The sequence below is a fragment of the Leptolyngbya sp. FACHB-8 genome (assembly GCF_014695575.1).
Lineage (GTDB): Bacteria > Cyanobacteriota > Cyanobacteriia > Elainellales > Elainellaceae > Vacuolonema.
In genome coordinates, this window is sequence record NZ_JACJOO010000068.1 from 74908 (window position 1) to 94982 (window position 20075).

The 20075-nt window shown below is 53.7% G+C and carries 11 protein-coding genes and 1 tRNA gene; 9 read left to right on the forward strand and 3 right to left on the reverse strand.

Annotated elements, in window-relative coordinates:
• The first annotated feature begins 315 nt into the window (after positions 1-315).
• From H6F91_RS18320 to H6F91_RS18335, 4 genes are all read left to right on the forward strand, one after another.
• Positions 316-1380: a glucokinase gene (locus H6F91_RS18320; protein ID WP_190773327.1), complete on the forward strand. Its 1065-nt coding sequence runs from the start codon at positions 316-318 to the stop codon at positions 1378-1380.
• Positions 1381-1770: 390 nt separating this feature from the next.
• Positions 1771-2307, forward strand: a complete 537-nt coding sequence (locus H6F91_RS18325; protein ID WP_190773326.1) for a P-loop NTPase family protein — start codon at positions 1771-1773, stop codon at positions 2305-2307.
• A gap of 423 nt (positions 2308-2730) precedes the next feature.
• Positions 2731-3609, forward strand: a complete 879-nt coding sequence (locus H6F91_RS18330) for an ADP-ribosylglycohydrolase family protein (protein WP_190773325.1) — start codon at positions 2731-2733, stop codon at positions 3607-3609.
• 801 nt (positions 3610-4410) lie between these two features.
• The gene (locus tag H6F91_RS18335; protein ID WP_190773324.1) at positions 4411-5811 is read left to right on the forward strand and encodes a hypothetical protein; all 1401 of its coding nucleotides are present in this window, start codon (positions 4411-4413) and stop codon (positions 5809-5811) included.
• Positions 5812-6171: 360 nt separating this feature from the next.
• Here the strand turns inward: H6F91_RS18335 and H6F91_RS18340 are convergent, their stop codons facing one another.
• Entirely contained in the window at positions 6172-9945 is a 3774-nt protein-coding gene (locus H6F91_RS18340; RefSeq protein WP_190773323.1) for a choice-of-anchor D domain-containing protein, read from the reverse strand.
• A gap of 580 nt (positions 9946-10525) precedes the next feature.
• Here H6F91_RS18340 and H6F91_RS18345 point away from each other — a divergent pair.
• The 5 genes from H6F91_RS18345 to H6F91_RS18365 all read left to right on the forward strand — a co-directional run bounded on the left by H6F91_RS18345 (position 10526) and on the right by H6F91_RS18365 (position 15229).
• A complete protein-coding gene (locus H6F91_RS18345) occupies positions 10526-11389 on the forward strand; it encodes a tetratricopeptide repeat protein (RefSeq protein ID WP_190773322.1) in 864 nt (287 codons plus the stop codon).
• 183 nt (positions 11390-11572) lie between these two features.
• Positions 11573-11644: transfer RNA gene (locus H6F91_RS18350), tRNA-Gln, on the forward strand.
• Positions 11645-12013: 369 nt separating this feature from the next.
• Positions 12014-12844: a dienelactone hydrolase family protein gene (locus H6F91_RS18355; protein WP_190773383.1), complete on the forward strand. Its 831-nt coding sequence runs from the start codon at positions 12014-12016 to the stop codon at positions 12842-12844.
• A 411-nt stretch (positions 12845-13255) separates the two neighbouring features.
• Positions 13256-14362 carry a D-alanine--D-alanine ligase family protein gene (locus H6F91_RS18360; protein ID WP_190773321.1) on the forward strand — a complete coding sequence of 369 codons (1107 nt, stop codon included), beginning with the start codon at positions 13256-13258 and terminating at the stop codon, positions 14360-14362.
• 138 nt (positions 14363-14500) lie between these two features.
• Entirely contained in the window at positions 14501-15229 is a 729-nt protein-coding gene (locus H6F91_RS18365) for a hypothetical protein (protein WP_190773320.1), read from the forward strand.
• A gap of 150 nt (positions 15230-15379) precedes the next feature.
• On the opposite strand, the gene H6F91_RS18370 is transcribed toward H6F91_RS18365, so the two are convergent.
• Entirely contained in the window at positions 15380-18013 is a 2634-nt protein-coding gene (locus tag H6F91_RS18370; protein WP_199307908.1) for a CHAT domain-containing protein, read from the reverse strand.
• A 656-nt stretch (positions 18014-18669) separates the two neighbouring features.
• Positions 18670-19920: a lipid-A-disaccharide synthase gene (locus H6F91_RS18375; RefSeq protein ID WP_190773319.1), complete on the reverse strand. Its 1251-nt coding sequence runs from the start codon at positions 19918-19920 to the stop codon at positions 18670-18672.
• Between the last annotated feature and the right edge of the window lie 155 nt (positions 19921-20075).

Here is a 20075-nt window from a genome sequence, read left to right on the forward strand (position 1 = left end):
TCGTATCTCCTGCAGTACTTGAAGTGCCAGGTGTATAAGCACCGCAGGAGAGATTGTCAGAACAAAAATAGGCTGGAAATTCATCCTTTAAGGCGAAATTGTTCAGAACACCTATCAAACCCGACCCATTAGTCTTTAAGCTGAAGGGGAGAAATGGGTATATCAGAGCCCATAAAGTCCCTTCGGGCTGTAAACCGAGTGTATTTCTGGAGCCTTTGCAGGATCAAGGTTCCAGAAATACACTCAGCTTACCAGGGGCGATCTGTCCTTTGCTGATGTTCCCTTTAGCGTTTGTAAACCCTGCATTTGAAGACTATGGCAACGCTTCTAGCCGGAGATATTGGCGGCACAAAAACCATTTTGAGCATTGTTTCGACCGCTCCCAGAACAACCCCCGAAGCGCTGCCAGCGCTCACACCCCTTCTTCAAAAGACCTTTTCCAGCCGGGAGTACACTGATCTAATTCCCCTGGTACAAGAATTTTTGCAGATTGCTCAGACTGAGCTTGGCGCTCATGTTCAGCCCCAGGGAGCTTGCTTCGGCATTGCTGGCCCTGTCATGGACAACACCTCCGAGCTCACCAACCTGGGTTGGTTTCTGCAAGCATCTGACCTGAGCCAAGAGCTCACTATCCCTCAAGTCAGCTTGATTAATGATTTTGCCGCCACAGGCTATGGTGTATTGGGCCTTGCGCCGGAAGACATCTACACGCTACAGGTCGGGGAACCTGATCCAGCCGCTCCGATTGGTGTCATTGGTGCGGGAACAGGCCTGGGACAGGGATTTCTCATTCGCCATGTGGATGGCTATCGGACATACCCAAGCGAAGGGGGCCATGCCGATTTTGCGCCTCGCTCAGAGCTAGAATTTCAACTGCAACGTTATTTGCTCGATCGCTACCACGTCGATCGCATCTCCGCAGAACGGGTCGTATCAGGAATGGGCATTGCTGCTATTTATCAGTTTTTGCGCGATCGCTCCCCTGACCGAGAATCCCCTGCCATGAGCGAAATTTACCGCGCCTGGGAACATGAAATTGGCCACGACGCTAAAACCATTGACCTTTCTGCCGAAGTCTCCCGTGCAGCTCAAAGCGGCCACGATCCGCTCTGCCAGGATGCCATGCACCTATTCGTTGATGCTTACGGTGCCGAAACAGGCAACCTGGCCCTCAAGCTGCTGCCCTACGGCGGGCTTTACATTGCCGGAGGAATTGCTGCCAAGAACTTGTCACTGTTAAAGTCAGGACGCTTCATGGCAGCCTTTTCCAAAAAAGGTCGTATGAGCGCCCTGCTCAAGAAAGTACCTGTCCATGTCGTTCTCAACCAGGGTGTAGGGCTAATTGGGGCAGCCCTATATGCAGCGCGCACTGTGGACTAAAAATTTGGGCCATTTTTCAAATGCGTAAAGGGTTGTGATGGTGCTAAGCACCATCACAACCCTTTACATGTCTAGAACAGAACCCAAATTTGCTGCTGTGCCCAACTACCGAAACCCTCTTTGCTGCTTCCATAAACAGCGAAGAGGGTTCTGACATTTAAGGGGGGAATGATCACCAGAGAGAAACAAATTCTATATTTCGGTAGTTTAGTGCTGGTCTCTATTGACGGATTTTTATATGTAGTGTTTGATGGGAGGGAAATTCCTGGCCTACCGCTACATTTTGTGAGTTGATGCTTACAGGATTGAGGGGGTCGAGGTACACTTGTATTACAGCTCAGTTCGCTACATCCCTGCCCCGTTCGTCCTCCCAGTCGTCATAATTTTGCTATGGTCTTCCAACTCGAAACCTCCGTCGTTGGCGCAGAGCGTCCTATTCTTCCCATGATTGAAGGGTTGGTGCGGGTGTTTACCGGCCCCCACCGCAGCTTTTACACCGATGTCATTGCCCAGGCACTCCGGACTGCGGGTCAGGGTAACTCAGTGCTGGTGGTGCAATTTCTCAAGGGTGGAATTCGGCAGGGTAGTGATCATCCTGTACGCTTGGGGCAACGGTTAGACTGGTTTCGCTGTGATCTGCCTCGATACATCGATACGCCAGAACTAGAGGACACTGAACGGCAAGCCCTCCAGAATCTCTGGGAACACACCCGCCGGATGGTGCGAGAAGGCCGTTATAGCCTGGTTGTCCTGGATGAACTGAGCCTGGCTATTAACTTTGGCCTTATCCCCGAAGCCGAAGTGCTGGAATTCCTCCGTACCCGTCCCCCAGAAGTTGAGGTCGTGCTAACGGGTCCAAACATGCCAGAATCAGTGTTATCCATCGCCGACCAGATTACTGAGTTAAAACGCATGTATTCGCCTTAGGCAAAATACTAGGGCATGTTTTAAAGCGGCTGGAAGGGTTGTTTTTCCTTACGCTTTGCGCACGAAAAAACAACCCTTCCAGTAGTCCTACATTATGAGCAACATGGAGCATCGTTCGTAATCCAGTGCAGGTTAGCTTAGGTGAATTGTCAGCAATTCTCAGTATGGAATTAGGCTCGAAAACCGCTTGCCTTCGGCAAGCGGTTTTCGGGCTTCAAAGCCAAGATTGCGCGCCCGACGGGCGCGCAATCTTGGCTTTGAAGGTCATAACGAGAACTGCTGGTGAATTGTGGGTGGTCTTGTGGGAGCGCAAAGCATCCCTATAAACCCATCCCTTATGTTCCTTGTAGTCGAGGGCCGCTATAGCGTCGTCTTACCGATTACTATGGAGCCATTCCCCATGCCAATCTGGTGGAGGCGACAATGCAATACTCATTGATGGCCCGTTTTCGCGGCACTCTGTTGGGAGCGGTGTTAGGCCACACCATGGCAGAGAGAGCAGATGAACAGCCGCTAGAGGTCGGGAAGAGCATGGTTGCTCTGCTACGGCATGTTGGTGAAGAGGGCGGTGAATCCATTCCCTGGCCTGCACTTATAGCAGGTTCACCTTCTAACCCAGGTGCCCGTCTAGCCGTAGTTAGCATTCCTTTGATGTTGTACTACCACGATCGCGAAGCTCAACTGCATCAGGCACTTCAGGCCGCTGCGAACGCCTGGAATCTGCCCCCAGGATCAACCCTAGCAGCCATGACTCTCGCAGAAGTGCTGGCTTTGGCATTGGTAGAAGAGTTGGAGCTGGAGCGGCTACCTCTGCAACTGATTGAGAGTCTAGAATTACCTTCGACCAGCCCTGCGGCTCAACAGTTACACCATCTTCAGATAGCCTATCAGGAGCGCTATAGTTGGGCGATCGCCCAGCATCACCTTCAACACCTTGATCTGGAACTATCCAGCGAAACACTTCCCCTATCCTTGCTTCTGGCGATCTATAGCTTCCTCCGTAGCCCTCAAGATATGAGGCTGGCCTTCTCGATGCCAGAGCATAAACATGCCGGAGTAACAGGATTAATGGTTGGGGCGATCGCCGGAAGCTTCAATGGCACTGCCAAGTTACCCTCCCATGGCTGGCCAAGCTCGATAACTACTATGGCCTGGGATCTCGCTCAACCTCAGGAGCTTCAAGCCCTAAGCGACCAACTCCTTGCCCATTGGGCTGGGGTCTACCGTCCCCACAGCCAGGGAGCAGGCCTGTTGAAAGGGGCGATCGCTGCCCCCCAACTGATACGAACCTCCATTCAGTAGGCTACCCGGTACTCCTATTTCTTAAAGATGGAGGAAAAAGGCTAGTTTTAGAAGTTGCGCGAAGCGCAACTTCTAAAACTAGCCTTTTTCCTCCATCCTTTGCGGAAGTACACTACTGGCTACCCGACTACGAGGACTACCTGTACAATAAAAAACATCAGCCAGTGTCCGTATCCGAATTTTTATCGACATAGTGGATTTAGCAATATCTGCTCTATGCCGCACAAAAGCTCTAATAGGGCTCATCTACCCCCAATTTTGATATCTAAATTGAGGTAGTAATCAGCACATTTCACTTTGAAAAAATCAGCCATCGGTTGCCAAATTTCCCTGATGAGTTACGCAAACCAGCGGAAACGGTAACCTGGGCGTCTCTTGTACAATACATTCACCAGGGAGAATCTTAAAAGCCTTCAGCCTGCTGGGGCTTTATCTTTTTTAGCCTGTTATTATTTGTCAATTAGGAATTCCTAGTCTGGCTGGTGATGTATAAATGTCACCGGGTGCATCTACCGACAGGAGCGTTCGTTTTAGTTAGGCTTTTAGCCATTTCAAGAGAAACTAACAGTATTCAGAAATCATTCTTCGGGACAGTGTAGAAGTAATCGCATTCCTTCTCAGAAAAGGCCAAACAAATGGATAGCTTTCGATAGTGCGGGAACAAGGGAGCACTCTCCCATTGAGCCAATCTAATCAAAGGCTATTCCTGGTTCCCGTTAATGGCGTTAGTCAGGGGCCGGGTACTAATACATTCACTCAAGCCAGGGTTCTTCTCCTCCAGAACGAACAAAAAGGGTTGTAATGGTTTTAAACAAAGTGCAAGAGGGTCATCTGTCGGGGTCTACAGCCAAACCAGGCCGCATCCAGCGGGACATCCCACGGGCCCAGGAAACAATTTACAACTACCTGCTTGAGATCGTTAAAGAATGGTCTCCAGAAGAGGTACTGGAAGAATTCCGGCGGCTATTTATCCACCATGTCAATACCGTTAGCTCCCATACTTTACCTTCGCTATACGAAATTGTTTTTGCAAATCAAGAGGAAGAGTTTCGCAACACCCTCAAACGATCCTGTTATATCCTGATTAACAACTGGGACCTGCGCCGTAACCATATCTATATCCAGCAATTAATCAAAATCTTTGAAGACCCTATTCTTGAAAAACCTTCAATGTCGCCGACCTTGCGGCGACTGCGAGTCTGGCTACAAAACTTCGTTCAAAGCGACGATTTTCAGCAACTAAAGCTGTTTGCTGCCCGGTATGATACCCAGTCCTTTACCCACTGGTCAGAACGATACACCTCCTACCTGTTGGTGCCTCAATATATTGATTTAAGAAACTCGGCTGAACAACGTCACGCGGCCCGCGCTCTATCCAAGCAGCTCAAAGAAAAATTTAAATTTGATTTGGCGTTTTATACGGCCCATTCCGCCAATTCAACGGTAGTACAAACCAATCTGAAAAACCCTACGACTCTGGGTGACAATGTACTGCGGCTAGTCAAGATGATTGTGGCGCGGCAGGGCAAATTTAGCTACACCAATCTAGCTAATATTTTTCTCAGGCAAACCCAAAACCTTCGCTATTCCGATTTCAAGCGAAGCCTGCGAAAGTACCTTCTATTCTCCATTAACAACCAGGACTTCGTTAAAACTCTGACCGATCAGCTCTCTGAACGCCTCAATGGGCTGTATGTGGATTACCACGACAAAAATATTGATGATGCGCTATTACTACGAACCTGCAACCGAGTCATCGAATACCTGACCACAGAAAACCACCGGGAACCCTCCGCGCTGTTTATCCAGATTCTCTCGCACGGCAACCCGCTGCTTCTGGTCGTACTTTTGCTTAAGTTGGTGATTGTCTGCCGCTATGCTCGCACCCATTTAGAAGCCCGTATTGCTGACCTGGTGAAGTATTACAAAGATTACTCTGAGGAGGAATGTAAGTGGGTTATCCACTTCTTCGAAATCTTTGACATCACCATGGCCATTTATGCCGAGAATATAGAATTTAACCTCATCAGTATGCAGGGGCATTCTCGCATTGAAGAAAAGCTATCTGTTCACCTTACTGAGCTGGATCAATATCGCATTTTCTCGCAAATGCGGGTGGAGAACGACGAAACCTTCGAAATTGACAATCTAGAGACCGCACTCCTGGAAGTTTTGTCGGAGGAGCAAAACTCCTCTCCTTAACCTAATGTCGTTGGATACGGAATCCGCTTATAGAGTAGCAGTATGTTTTTTGTTGGGATGCCGTGTAGAAAGCATCCCAACAAAAAACACACCGTTTCTATACGAGGCAGAGTTCGTATGAGACGTTAATTTCAGGCGTACTGCCTGCAAAATCACCTCTTCAAGCACGCATTACAGAACTCATTGCTAGTGTCGAGTTAGTTAGGATATCAGGAGCAAGCGGCAACAGTGCTCCTGATGTCCTAACTAACCTGACGGAGGTTATGCATAGCGCTACGCACCAGAAGATTATTCTTGAAGAAGGGCGCGCAGCATAGTTTCCAAAAATAACCTGTCCTTACCAACTTACGTCAGGCTATATCAGGGGGTAGGGGCAACTTCTCCCTGGCCAGAGCCTGTTAGGCTGCTCCGAATTTCGCCATTCGGATCATTGCTGGGGATAATTAGTTGGCCCTGGCGATCGCCCGCTTCCAACGGCCCAAAGAGGATCTGGAGCTGACACCGCTGCCCCGGTTCAAGCACCGTATTTGAACAGGCAATTTGGGTAAAGCTGCCTGTATTTGCCGGGATAAAGTCATTAGCATTGGCTCCACCAATGGCGAGATTGCCAATATTCAAGGGCACCCCACCACTGTTGAGCAGGGTGATGGTTTGAGGCGGGCTGCTGCTACCGACCGGAATGACTCCAAAGGAGAGACTGGCCGGGCTAACGGATAGGGTAGGGAAGCGCTGGACCTGCCCCTGCCCGCGCAGTTGAACCGCTACAGACCCTTGAGGTGCATCACTGGGAATAGTGATTTGAGCCACGCGATCGCCCTCTACATAAGGCAAAAACACGACCCCAAAGCGGCATTCTTCCCCAGGCTGCAAGGCACGGTTAGTACAAACCTGACCAATCGCTCCATCAGTATCGCTGACAAAATCTCCGTTACCGCTGGCACGAATTTGACCAATCGTCAGTCCCGCCGTGCCCGTGTTACGCAAGGTAACCGTTTGGGGACGGCTGGAGCTTTCTAACTCGATCGCACCAAAATCGAGATTGATTGGAGTAATTGTGAGCTGAGCGGCACTGGGCACCGTACCCGTACCCGTCAGGAAAATGCGAGCATTTCCTCGAGGATCATTGCTGGCAACGGTTAACTGGCCGCTCTGGGCATTGCCCGCTTGAGGGCTGAACACAACCCCAACAGTACAGTCGTTACCAGGTTCTAATGGGGTACGGGTACAGGTATTGCGACGAATGGCAAAGGCGTTACCACTTTCCACCCCAATCTGAGAGATGTTAAGGGTCTGGGTACCACTATTGCTGAGGGTAACAACTTGCTCCGCACTGGAGGTTTGCACAGGCTGTTCCCCGAAGTTTAGGGTACCCGGCCGAATACTAAGGGCAGGCACCTGGGGCTGATCCGTGACGCCGTTACCACTGAGCGGTACATTCCATAAATTATTGGCGGTATCGGTGACGGCCAGATTAGCAGCCCGACGACCGGCCACACTGGGCCGGAAGATCATATTGATGGAGCAGCTCTGCCCTGGTACCAGGGGCGCACCCGTACAATCGTGAGTAGTTGGAAAGTCCAAACGAGCCTCTCCAACCGGGCTGATTCCCTGAATTGTGATAGGTTGCCCACTCTCGTTACGCAGCACGATACGACGGGATTCACTGGCCTGGTTGACAGCGTAGTCGCCAAAATCGAGGTTGCCCGGTTGGAAGCTGAGGGTAATAGGGTTGCCCGGGGCCGTGGCTGAGCTAGTACCGCTAAGTTGAACTCGACGTTCGATCCGCTGGTTGCGATCGCTCAAGGTTAATTCTGCCAACCGGGTTCCATCCCCCTGAGGCGTGAAGGTAATCTGTACCTCACAAGATTGGTCAGGGGCCAGGGGCACCCCTTCACAGGCATTGGATGCAATTTGGAAATCTGTCGGCTGGTTGCCCTCCAGGCTCACCCGAGTAATCTCCAACACGTCGTCCCCAGTGTTCTGTACCCGTACTGTTTGGGGCTGGCTGGTGCGATGTTGCGGCTGAGCACTAAAAGTAAGCTGAGTCGGGTTCACAGCCAGACCGGGCTGATTACGATACATATACACCGCCAGTAAGCTGCCGACCCCCAAGAAGGCGGCGGCCATTAGCGCTACCTGGGCAGCAGGCGGCAACCCCTCGCGCTCAGCCTTGGCAGGAGGAGCCATGAGGGTAAAGCTCCGCTCTGCTTCGGCGCTATCAGGAGGATAAGCGACGGTTGCATCCGGAGTGATCGCCCCCTGTAATTCCGTTGCGACCCCAGGATTGAGCCCCGCAGGAGCGGCCGAAAGCCATTGCAGATTGTGGTAACTCGCATTGGCGGCAGTAGGTTGACCGAAGCTTTCGCGCATCACCCGTGCCTGGGCCAGATAGGCATTGGCGGTGAAGGGGTCATCCAGACAGAGGGCACGGGTGCCCAGTTGATGGTAAGCATGGGCGATCGCCTCCTGATCTCCCAGGGCTTCACTCGCCTGCAAGCCAAACCGCCAGATTTGTTCCCAACGCCCCCACAACCCCGATACCAGAAAGGAACCATCCATTGCCCGGGCTAACCGCAGTACCTCACTCCATTGCTGGTGATGAGCTGCTCGCTCCATGACCCAGAGCAACAAGTGGCTTTCCTGGGCTAGGGCTCCAGTCACAGGGGCATGTTTTTGCGCCCATAGTAAGAAATAGTTAATGACAGGCTGCACCCAACCGGCCAGGTTCCAGTGCTTCTGCAGCAAAGGCAGAAGATTAGCTGCCAGGGTGTAAGACTGCCCATCCGACACGACTAAACCCCGCTGTTCCAGATGATCCAGCGCTCCCTGAGGGCTCTGAAGACCCGTCATGCCAGCAAAATGGTGGCTCCGAACTGGCACGGCTCCCAGCACCCCAAGCGCCGCGAGAATACGACGCTCGGGTTCTGGCAAGGTGGCACAGGCCCGGAGCACCAGCAGCTCCAGAGCCGCTGGGTTTTGCATATGCTGCGCCAGTCCGGGCAGCGTCAGGTGGCGGTTGCGTACGAGGGCGATTGCCTGTCGCAGGCGCAACGGATTGCCCATCACCGCCCGACACAGGGTTTCGGCAGCCACTTGATTTTCGGGACCCAGGCTACGCCCCAACTGGGTTTCCAGAAAGGCGATCGCTTCGGGCATGGGCAGCCCTGCCAGAGGCATGGCAAAACTCTCTGGCAACCCATGATGGTTGGGACTGCCCAGCAGTAAATGTAGACTGGGAAGCTGGTTTGCCAGGGCAGCGACCTGGACCGAGTTCAACTGCACATCATCCAGAGCAATTAAGGCCCGCCGCCCCCGGAAAGATTGGTAGATCTGATCGGGGGTTGGCTTGTGGGGAATGGGCTCGTCGTATTCAAAGAAGGTGTCAAACAGGTATTTCAGTAGGTCATCCGGGGGTTCATCCTGCACATTGTGGTAGAGGATCCCATCGGGACAGGCCGTTCGGACGGCCGGATGATACACGAGCGATCGCACCAACGTCGTCTTACCAACCCCCAAGTCGCCATAAAATTCAACGGGTTGGGATTGCAGAGCGGCAATTGCCCCTTCCAATTCCTCCTGGCGGCCGATAGGAGCAGCCATAGGGCGAATAAAAGCTTCGGGTTCCGGGACAGGACGGGTACGAATGGCCGGAGCCTGGTGATAAGCACTGGCCATAACAACAGCCCCGTGGGGAGTAAGTTGCAGGGCCTTGTCGCCATAGACAATTTGTTGGCCTACCGCACTGCCACTGCCCACTTCAAATTGGGTCAGGGGAAAGCCACTACCCCCAGCAGGTGGACTGGGAGAACTGGGTCGATAGAGGGCGGTCGCCTCCTGCCAGGCGTAATCAGCCTGCCCGATCTGCCTTCCCACACAGCGCACTCGCTGCACATTGGGGATATGCAATTGCGAAAGCCCCTGTTGGATAAAGGGCACCCATTGCTGCTGGGAGGGCACCTGAGCCGACTCCAGCAAAACGGTTAGCCCGTCTCCCGTGTCTGGTTGTACCTGTGCCCGTACCCCACGAGGGTTCAAGGCCCGATTGAGGAGGAAGGCGATCGCCTCAGGGTTACCCTGCTGCGCCTGTGTCAATAGTTGCCCTTGGTCTGTCCGCGTCGATCCATACGGAACCATAGTTTGTCCCGCCCTTCAAAGCCGCTCACGAATGGAATTCAGTACAGTTGGAATCATTTCAAACAGCATAGACCGACCCTAGAGAAAGCAGTCATTTTTTTGGACAGAATCACCATATAGCGATGTGCAAGTGCGTTAAGTACAGCAACGGTGGTGTGGGGCACTTCGTGCCCCACACCACCGTACTTAATCAACGTGCACAGCGCTATAGTCGTTCACTGAGCCATCTCAGTTCGAGATAAGCTGAAGTGCCTATTTGCGTGCGCTTCGCGTACACAAAATCGACGTTTTTGAGTGCCGCAGGGTGCGTGGCACTCAAAAATGTCCCGAACTCGAACTCAGGTTGAGTAGTGTTCTAGAGGTGTATGGCTTTTAACAAGCCAATTGCGGTGTGGAATTGAAGTGGGCGAACCGTATCTCATCCCACGGCCACCATGGGTCGGTGAACGATGAGTGCTACATGTTGCCTACGCCCGTCCCCGGGTTGTCTATCTAAAATTTCTCTAACGACATGGGGAAAATCATGCTGCATACTATGGGGAACGTTCTCCTGTTGGTTTCGAGATAGATCAGAGCGGCCATGAATTATCGGAATTATTCCTGGGCTTTTTCTATGGCTCTAGGTTTGCATGTGCTCATGCCAGGGGTACCGGCGATCGCCCAATCTGCCAATACCCTCGTCGAACGAGCTCAGTCTGCCTATGAATCCGGAAATTTGCCTCAAGCCGCCCGGCTCTGGCAGGCGGTAGTACAAGCACAGCCTGACAATGGGTACGCCTATGCCTGGTTGGGCTACGTATTGGAACAGCAAGGGCAGACGGGAGAGGCGATCGCCACCTACCGTCAGGCCATCGAGCTCAGTCCAAATGACGCTGTTACTCTCAACAATTTGGGTGGCCTCCTGACAGGGCAAGGTGAACTTGAAGAAGCCATTCAGCTACTTCGCAGAGCCGTGCGGTTGAATCGCAACTACGCCCGTGCTTACAACAATTTAGGTATTGCACTTCGGCAAAATGGGCAAGCGGCTGATGCAGTAGGCGTATACCGCCGGGCCATTCGGCTTGAACCGGAGTATGCCGAGGTATACGACAACTTGGGGGTAGCCCTGGCGAGCCTGGGGCAATTGGAGGAAGCCGTCCTGGCCCATCGACAGGCCATCGCCCTGAGACCAGAAAATCCGGCGATCGCTTATACCAACCTGGGGGTTTCTTTACTGGAGTTGGGCCAATCGGGCGCGGCGATCGCGGCCTATCAACGAGCGATTCAGCTCAATCCCGACTATGCCCTGGCCTATCGCAACCTGGGAGATGCCTGGGTGTCAGTAGGCCGAACCGCCGAGGCTGCTGCCGCCTATCGGGAAGCACTTGACCTCAATCCCCGCGATGCGATCGCCCGTCGTGCCCTGGAACGCTTAGAACCCCGGCAATATCGACGGCGCTCCTAATTCAGAAAAGTGCGATCGGGCTACTGTGCTCTCACCCTCTGGCTTTGTTGGTGGGCAGGAGCCCTTGTGCCGTCGCACTTCTAGAGCTCGCAAACCTGAGTCAGAATAATAATTGCTGATATTCTTTCAAAATTCTTGACAAACCTCCGGCTAAGCCTGTTAATATGTAAAACGTGAACGCGATGGGGCGTCGCCAAGCGGTAAGGCAGCGGGTTTTGGTCCCGCCATTCCTAGGTTCGAATCCTAGCGCCCCAGTTCTAAAAACGAATCATAAAAAGGGCACGACTAAGTCGCGCCCTTTTTGATTTTCACGGCTTCGAAAAGAATGCCAGGGGAGTGCATGAGCCCACCGACTTTGCTTGGAGCACAAGCACCTGATGCGGCATCTTAGCCAGCCCAACGCTTCAGAGCAGACGGAGGCCTGCTATAACCTGGGGCATTTTTGCTCGATGTAGCGTATTCTGCATCCAACAAATTGTAGGTTCTGTCCTACGTTTATTCACCAAGCAGAGGATTGATGAGCATTTCAGCCTCCCAACAAAAGCATTAATATTTCTTAATATGCCGGTCAGAGCAGACCTGGATCGACGTAATTATTCCATCCACGGGAGAGCTGTCATGAACATGGGTTTGTTTGGACGACGAGAGCTACTTGCAGGAACACTAGCCGCCGGGTTTGCCATGGCGGTGCGGCCGATTGCAGCCGCCACCATTACTACCGATGCCACGGGGCTAATAGCCGACGAAGTTAGAATTCCCGTATCCGACGGGTTTATTCCGGCGTATCATGCCATGCCCGCTTCCGGAACAAACCTGCCCGTCGTGCTGGTGGTGCAAGAGATCTTTGGCGTTCACGAACACATTCAAGATGTTTGCCGCCGCTTTGCGAAGCTAGGGTATTTGGCGATCGCCCCTGAACTTTTCTACCGCCAGGGCGACGTCTCTCAACTGGCAAGCGTTGACGAAATTCGGCCTATTGTGGCTCAGGTGCCTGATACTCAAGTCCTGTCCGATTTGGATGCAACAGTGCTGTGGGCAGCCAGTACGGGCAAAGCTGATACCGACAAGCTCGGCATCACCGGGTTTTGCTGGGGAGGACGAACCGTCTGGCTTTACGCCGCCCACAGCTCTAAACTGAAAGCGGGCGTGGCGTGGTATGGCCGCCTCGTTGGCAATCCTACGCCTTTGCAACCCACAACTCCAGTGCAAATGGCTCCTCACCTCAAGGCCCCAGTGCTTGGGCTCTATGGCGGCATGGATGAAGGCATCCCCATCGAGACGGTAGAAACCATGCGTGCCGCGATCGCCCAGGCAAACGGTTCCTCCGAGATCATTGTCTATCCCGACGCCCCGCACGGTTTCCACTCCGACTACCGCCCCTCCTATCGAGAAGATGCGGCGACAGATGGCTGGGCTAAGCTCCAGGCATGGTTCCGGCAACAGGGCGTGGTTTAAAGCCTCCAAGTTGCAAACCGCTAAGAGGCTTAGATAGCGTCACCGCCTCACACCTCGTTGAAAAGAGGTTAAACGTTCCGATCGCCTTATCACCGTTAAAGTGTGAGGATGCATTGCATCCTCACACTTCGTTGAAAATCGCTATGAGGTTAAATGTGGCGATCACCGCATCATTGTTGAGGTGAATGGGATGCAATGCATCCAGCAATTCTCATTATGAGCTTCAAAGCCGAGAGTTCGCGCCCGACGGGCGCGAACTCTCGGCTTTGAAGCCTGAAAATAGCCCGCCTTCGGCGGGCTATTTTCAGGCTTCAATTCAAAATGAGAATTGCTGCAATACATCCCATCCACCTCGTTGAAAACCGCTATATGGTACGCTAGCTGCGATCGCCGCAGTGGTGGGAGGTAAAGATGGCGAAATTGCGTGTCGGGCTATTATTTGGTGGATGCTCCGGAGAGCACGAAGTATCGTTACGTTCGGCCCAGGCGATCGCCGCAGGTTTGCAACAGAACGCCACCCAGTATGAGTTGACCCCCATCTACATCCAGAAGGATGGTCGTTGGCAAAGTGGTGAGCTCGCTCAACAAGTTCTCGCCGCTGGGGTGCCACCGCTGCTAAGTGCCGAAGCCGAAGCTGAACCCGAGACCCCCACACCTGCAGGAGCCCTGCAAGCTACAACCGCTCAGGCCATGGAGCGCTGGCAATCGACCGCCCAGGCCGCTGCTGTAGATGTCTGGTTCCCGGTACTACACGGCCCTAATGGAGAAGATGGAACCGTTCAAGGCTTACTGAAACTGATGCAGGTGCCCTTTGTGGGCTCCGGAGTTCTGGGCTCGGCTCTGGGGATGGACAAAATTGCCATGAAAATGGCCTTTGCCCAGGCCGGGTTGCCCCAGGTGAAGTATGTAGCGATTAATCGCAGGCAGATCTGGTCAAACCCCTGCGTATTTCCCAAGTTGTGCGATCGCGTCGAAACAGAACTCGGCTATCCCTGCTTCGTCAAGCCCGCTAACCTTGGTTCCTCGGTTGGTATAGCCAAAGTTCGTACCCGGGCTGAGCTGGAAACCGCGCTGGACAATGCCGCCAGCTACGATCGCCGCATTATTGTTGAAGCCGGGTTGCCCAGCCCTCGAGAAGTCGAATGTGCAGTTTTGGGCAATGACGATCCGAAAGCCTCCGTTATTGGCGAAATCACCTTCAGCAGTGACTTTTACGACTACGAAACGAAATATACCGAGGGGCTAGCCGACCTCATCATCCCAGCTGATCTGCCCGAGGATGTGATCCGCCGGATTCAGGAGATGGCGATCGAGGCATTTCTCGCGGTTGATGCCGCTGGCCTAGCTCGGGTTGACTTCTTCTATGTTGAATCGACAGGCGAGGTCTACATTAACGAAATCAACACTATGCCCGGCTTCACCGCCACGAGTATGTATCCTCGCCTGTGGGAAGCCTCAGGCGTCCCCTTTGCCGAACTGGTGGATCGGTTGGTGCAGTTAGCATTGGAGGAACGGTAGCTCAAGAAGTACGGTTTCACCGTACTTCTTGAAGCCGATGTGTAAGCATTCTTAACATCGACCGCTCTCATCCGTAGTAGCGAAGTTTTTCGAATGTTTTTAGAATGAGTCAACACACCTGTATGGTTTCTAAAACCTATGGACAGGGATCCGCTGGAGTCAGAGGCGATCGCGCCGGAAGAACCATCCTCCCGGTCTGATGCAGCGCGTTCGCTGGGGATTTGGGAAATTTTAGGTCAGCTATGGCGGCAATACCCGCTACTGTTTTGGAGTGGAATTTGGACGTCAATGCTGGTGATGGCGGCGATCGCTATGTCTGGGCTCATGAACCCGGAGTTGTCGCAACCAGTGCATCTTAAGATATCAGAGCATCCCATTGCCAATGACGACCCTGAGGCACCGATGCCGCCAGTGATGGCAAATACTGGGCTGGGAAAACCGACAGATGCTGCTGGAAGTGAGAAAGACTCGCCCCTATGGTTATTCCTCTTGCTAGCCGCCAGCTGTGGTATGGGCTGTGTAGCGCTGTCTGCCAAACTTCAGAGCAGTCGCACTATCACCCGACAACGGTTGCAACGACTGGAAGCTTTGGCCCAATCACTCCCTACAGAACTCGAAGCCCCTCCGCTGAATACCTCCCTAACGACCGGGCTTGAACGCTTTATACCACCTGTGCCATCCAACGGGATTCTAGATGCAGAGCCGGAATCTGGAGCCGAAATGCCTTCCCAAGTCTCTGCATCCGATCGCCCTTCTTTGGATGTGCCTCACAACAGCCGCCTACGGGAACTAGACCGATGGGCTCCAGGTCTGGCCGAGCTGTTGGATATTCAGCGTCGACGGGAAGGCAAAAAGTGGGAGCCATGATTTTGTAGAAGCGATGCAGCCAACCGTAAAGCTGCCCCCGAAACACCACTGGAGCGGGCGTGGCGCAAAGCGCCTCTCGAAAAAGCCCATTTTGTCGTGCGCTCTGCGCACGACAAAATGGGCTTTTGGGCTTATCTCTAATTGAGGTTATTAAGGAGTGGGTGCACCTCGAAGGGCCTGCCATTCCTGAATGAACTCCGTCGTCCACAGCCAACCGTCCGGCAGGGTAGTCGGGTTATCGGCTTTAGGGTTACTGCGCAGAATGAGCTGGTGTAAATCCGTAGCGCGCGTCGTCAGGTCAGGCGTATTTGCGAATTCAGGCACCGTGGTGGCCTTTTGAAAGGCCAACGAAATACCCGCGTAAGGAGACAGGGCCGCATTGGTGCTAACCGGGCCATCGGGCATAGGGCACTTCATGTCCTGCACCGAAGCATCCTCAACAAAGGCTGCCGGATCCTGAATCAAGGTAATGGTTTGGCACCAGGATTGCACCGCCTCCGTCAACTTGCCTTCCTTGTAGTAGGCAAAACCAAGAGCATTGCGGTACTGGGCGGAATCCGGTTTCTTCTCAACAGCCGTTTCCCAAAAACGACGGACATCATCATTGGAATAATCCGTATTGCCCTGGGCGATCGCCTGCCAGGCTACCCGCCCCCGCAAAAATAGCATCTCCGGATCACCCATTTGCTCCGGCGTGAGCACCCGCAGAGCTGTGTTAGCCGGCTCGACGGCATTGCGATTGAGCAGCTCAGCGATCGCCGCTCCTCCCGCTGCCAACTCTCCCTTGCTGAACCGATCCATAGCCACCAGGGTTACATCCTCCGTTGTGGCTTTAGCCAAATCCACCTTGGCAGGATCGATAGTCGGCACAGGCGAATTGACCGCTGCTGGAGGCAGCAGATCATTAGGAGACGGATCGCGATTCAAAACATGGGTAACACCCAGCCCAATGACCATCGCTGTAGCCCCCACCAGGGGTAGGAGGAGGTAGGGCGATCGCCATCGAGGAGCTAACCTGGAAGCCGAACTGCTGTCCTGAATCATCTGCTCCGCAGCATCCAGGGGGCGGGCACTGAGGGGCCGCGCCTCCGGCATCAGGGGCAGTAGAGGGGCTTCTTCTGCGTCCTCCGCTTCAGGCTCTGCGGACAGCGGGTCATAGAGAGTCTGATGAGGCTCCTGATCAGGAGCAAACAAATCCTCATCGAAGTCGTCGGATAGCGGAGCTTCGTCAGCATCGGGGGTCAGCTGCTTCAGCAAATCCGCCATATCGTTGGCTTCCTCGTAAACGAGGTCATCCAATGGCTCGATGGTAGCAGGGGCAGGCTGTGAAGTAGGTTGCGCTGGGGGCAGGTCATCCTCCAACAGCACCGCTCGCGAAATCATTTCCAGCTCATCGTCTGGGTCGGGCAGATTGCTCGGCGGTGGCGGGGGCGTCGCTGAATCGCCGCTGCGATCGGGGGGCCTGTCGTATACATGCGGGGCCAGTAGTAGCCGATCTGCTGGATTAAGGCGATCGCGCTCCCCCGGCACCAAATACCCATCCCATTCAGGATGTAGGTATAGCACTGGCAACGCCCAGTAGAACTGGTGTGAACTGTAAGCGGAAATTAATCCCTGCCGTGCGCGGCTCAGGCTCAGATCCAGAGGATAGCCCTGCTTTAAGTTGCGATAGAACAATCGGGTTAGCGTCAACGCCACATCATCAGGGATTTTCTCGGCCATCGCCAGCACCGCTGGAATGCCACGCCCTACGAGGGCTTCCGCCAGGTTACGCTCAGCCCGATTATCTTTCAGATCACCTTCCCCATTGGTGTAGTTACCAATGGCGCTATGGGCCCCCCGACAGGAGTTGAACACCACCATGCGGATACCATTGTTCACCAGCAGACCCGCCAAGTCGTCGCCACTCAGCACTTCTGTCAGCCCAGTCCGACGATTCACCAGGTATAGGTTACCGCCAGAAACTCCCAGGTTGCTGTGCCCCGCATAGTGCAGAATGTGGTACTGTCCCTGCTCTAGGGCCTGGGTCAGTTCTTCCCGCCCTGGTTGTTCCAACAGGGTTAGTTCGAAGTTGGGTGTGAGGGTATCTCCGTTGGAACGGGTATGGGCCAGTTCCTGTTGCAGGTTCATCGCCTCCCGCTTCAGCTCTAGCTGCTCCTTATCCGTAGGGGCGGCGATCGCCATCAAAATTCGAATGGGCTGATTTCGTTCTAGCGGTGGCAGATAGCCCCCCATCATGCCGATACCGGGGGTGTAACGCGAAAAGATGACATCTGTCCCGGTAGCAATGGGACGACGCATGGTGCCGAGACCGTCGCGATCGCCTCCATTCAGCACTTCCCAGGGCAATCGTGGCAGTTTTGGCCCCTTTAACCCCAGGCGCAACCGCAGCATTTCCCCTTTATGTTGCGCAATTCCACGGGCCGTCATCCAGCTATCTCGCAGGGTGCCCTTAAACAGACTGTTGTAAAGGTTTTGCCCTAATTCCATCAAGGAGGGAGGCACAGGCAGGTCATCACCAGACCCTCCACTGTTGCGGGGAAACTCAAAGCCTCCGACTCGGGTACCGTTGCCCTGAAGCAACTCCAGCAACGGATTGTTCATCAGTTGACGGGCCTGGCTCAGCCAGGTATCCACCGTCCACACCACCTGTTCTTCGGCAAGGGGGACACCGGGCGCGACCCGTTCGGTACGCACCAAATATTCATCACTCCCGACCGGGGTGACCGAAATGTGAAACTCCTGGGTCACGGTTTCGGTATTCTCCTCGTTGGACAAATTCAACGCTTAGTTTGCTCTGTAGCGCATGAAGGGGGCAGAGCCGCGTGAAGTCTGAGAACAGGGGGTGCCCTCAGGTTTCACCGGGAGGCCGACATGATCCGGAAAATCTACTCATGCCAAAAAAATAAGACGGCGCTCCTACTCACTAGGATAACGTCCTCACCAGGATAGATCCCACCATCACTACATCTCAGGACAGGGGGCGAAATATATTAGTTCCCGTAGAGAAATAAAGATCGTCAAACCACTTCACTAGAATCTTTCTGCAACCCTTCTGCCAAAGGTTAATCTTCTGTACTCGCAAGGTACGAAAAGTTAACGTTTCAACATCTTTCAAACCGCTGATCCGCAAGGTAAATGGGACGGCAGCCCAGATTCTTCTGGGATTTTTCGCGTTAATCTGCCGAGAGTCTTCCGGATAGGAAGGGTTTCCCTAGAAAACTGAAGTGGTAGATGCACCCTGATTCTAATCTCCCGATCCCTCTTTTGAGGGGAGGGAGGTTTTCTTTTTTAAAGAGATTTCATGTAGGTAAACCTGAGTTCGGCTCAGGCGTTTTTGAGGGCCATGGGTTAGGCAGCCCTTGAAAACGCCTGTTTTGGCATGCACGGAGCGCACACTCAAAATGAGCCCTTCAGAGCGTTCCGTATCGATCATGTGGTTAGACGAGTTCAATCAGCATCGATTCCACGATGTCGGCAATTTTGCGAGCCGCACCGGAAGCACCACGAGCCTTGTGGAGGCGATCGCGCATGCCCTGCAACATGTCTGGATGCTCCAGTAAATCCAAAACATCCTTCGCCAGTGTCGCCGGGTCTAACTCGCCAATCCGTTCCGGTACAATTTCTTCTCCGGCCCAAATATTAGGCCACGCTAACAGCCGCTTTTTTCGCAAAAACCACCCGTTGATCACGCGGGCAAAGAGAGAACCCATACCTGGCAGGTTAGCCAACAGGCCCGGAATACCATCCCACGCCCGCATGGCATCCAGTTGTTGCGTTGGCAGCAGCACGATCATCGGCACACCCAAGGAACCCAATTCAGCTGTGTTGGCTCCAACGCTGGTCAGGCACAGCTGGCATTGCCGAAACAGATCATAGGCCGGAAACTCTTGATGTAATGCGATTTTCAGCCCATCCTCGGTCATCAGAGATGGGGGTTCGCCTTCGACGAGGGTGGCTCGCAGTCCGCCAAAGTAATGGGCGATCGGGTTCTGCTCTGGATCTGCGAACTGGGCTAAGGTGGGCAGATCCAGCGTGGGAGCAACGGGCAGCACAAAGCGCAACGTGGGGTCAGCCTGGCGTAGATGGCGGGCGATCGCCAACATCAACGGGACTCCCTGGGTCAACTTTGCCGCTTTAGAACCGGGTAACAAACCAATCTGTCGCCCATCAGGAGGAGGAGCAGCCCCAGCATGAGCCCCTGCCTCTGCCATTAAGTCTCCCACGACGGCCACCTTATCCTGAAACTCGGCAGCACAACGCTCTTTGACCGTTGGAGACATGACCGCAAACCGATCCACCCAGCGCAACCATCGGGCTTCCCACTCGGCATAAATGAGCGTGCGATAGCCCAGGCGTTTGCCAATGATCACAGGGTAAATCTGGTCGCCCCCCAGAAAGAGAACAATCCCGCGATCGCCCCACTCCCAGCCTTCCGCTGTCTTTCCCCACAGCAGAAAGGGGAAAAAGTGTTCAGCTCCCTGCACTCGATCGATCTCAGGATAGGTCTGGGCGATCGCCACCTCCTTCCCCGTCCCATTAGGGCAAGGGGATAGTACCAAGGAAATGCGAAATAGCGCACGGTCGTTTCCCAGGGATTCTCGCAGAGCTTTCACCACTGGTCTGACCCAGGTTGTTACCTCGCCAGGGCCATTGGACAGGATGAGAATATCGATGGGAGAGGAGGGCATGGGGCGATCGTCCACGAGCTATAGCCATCCAGATTAGGACAAAAAGAGCGATTGGGTGCTTCACATCACACCGGTAAAATCCCTGCGGTGCCGTAGTACTCTGAATGGCTATGAATATTGCCAGACTAGTTCAGTGGTACGGCTCCTCGGTAAGC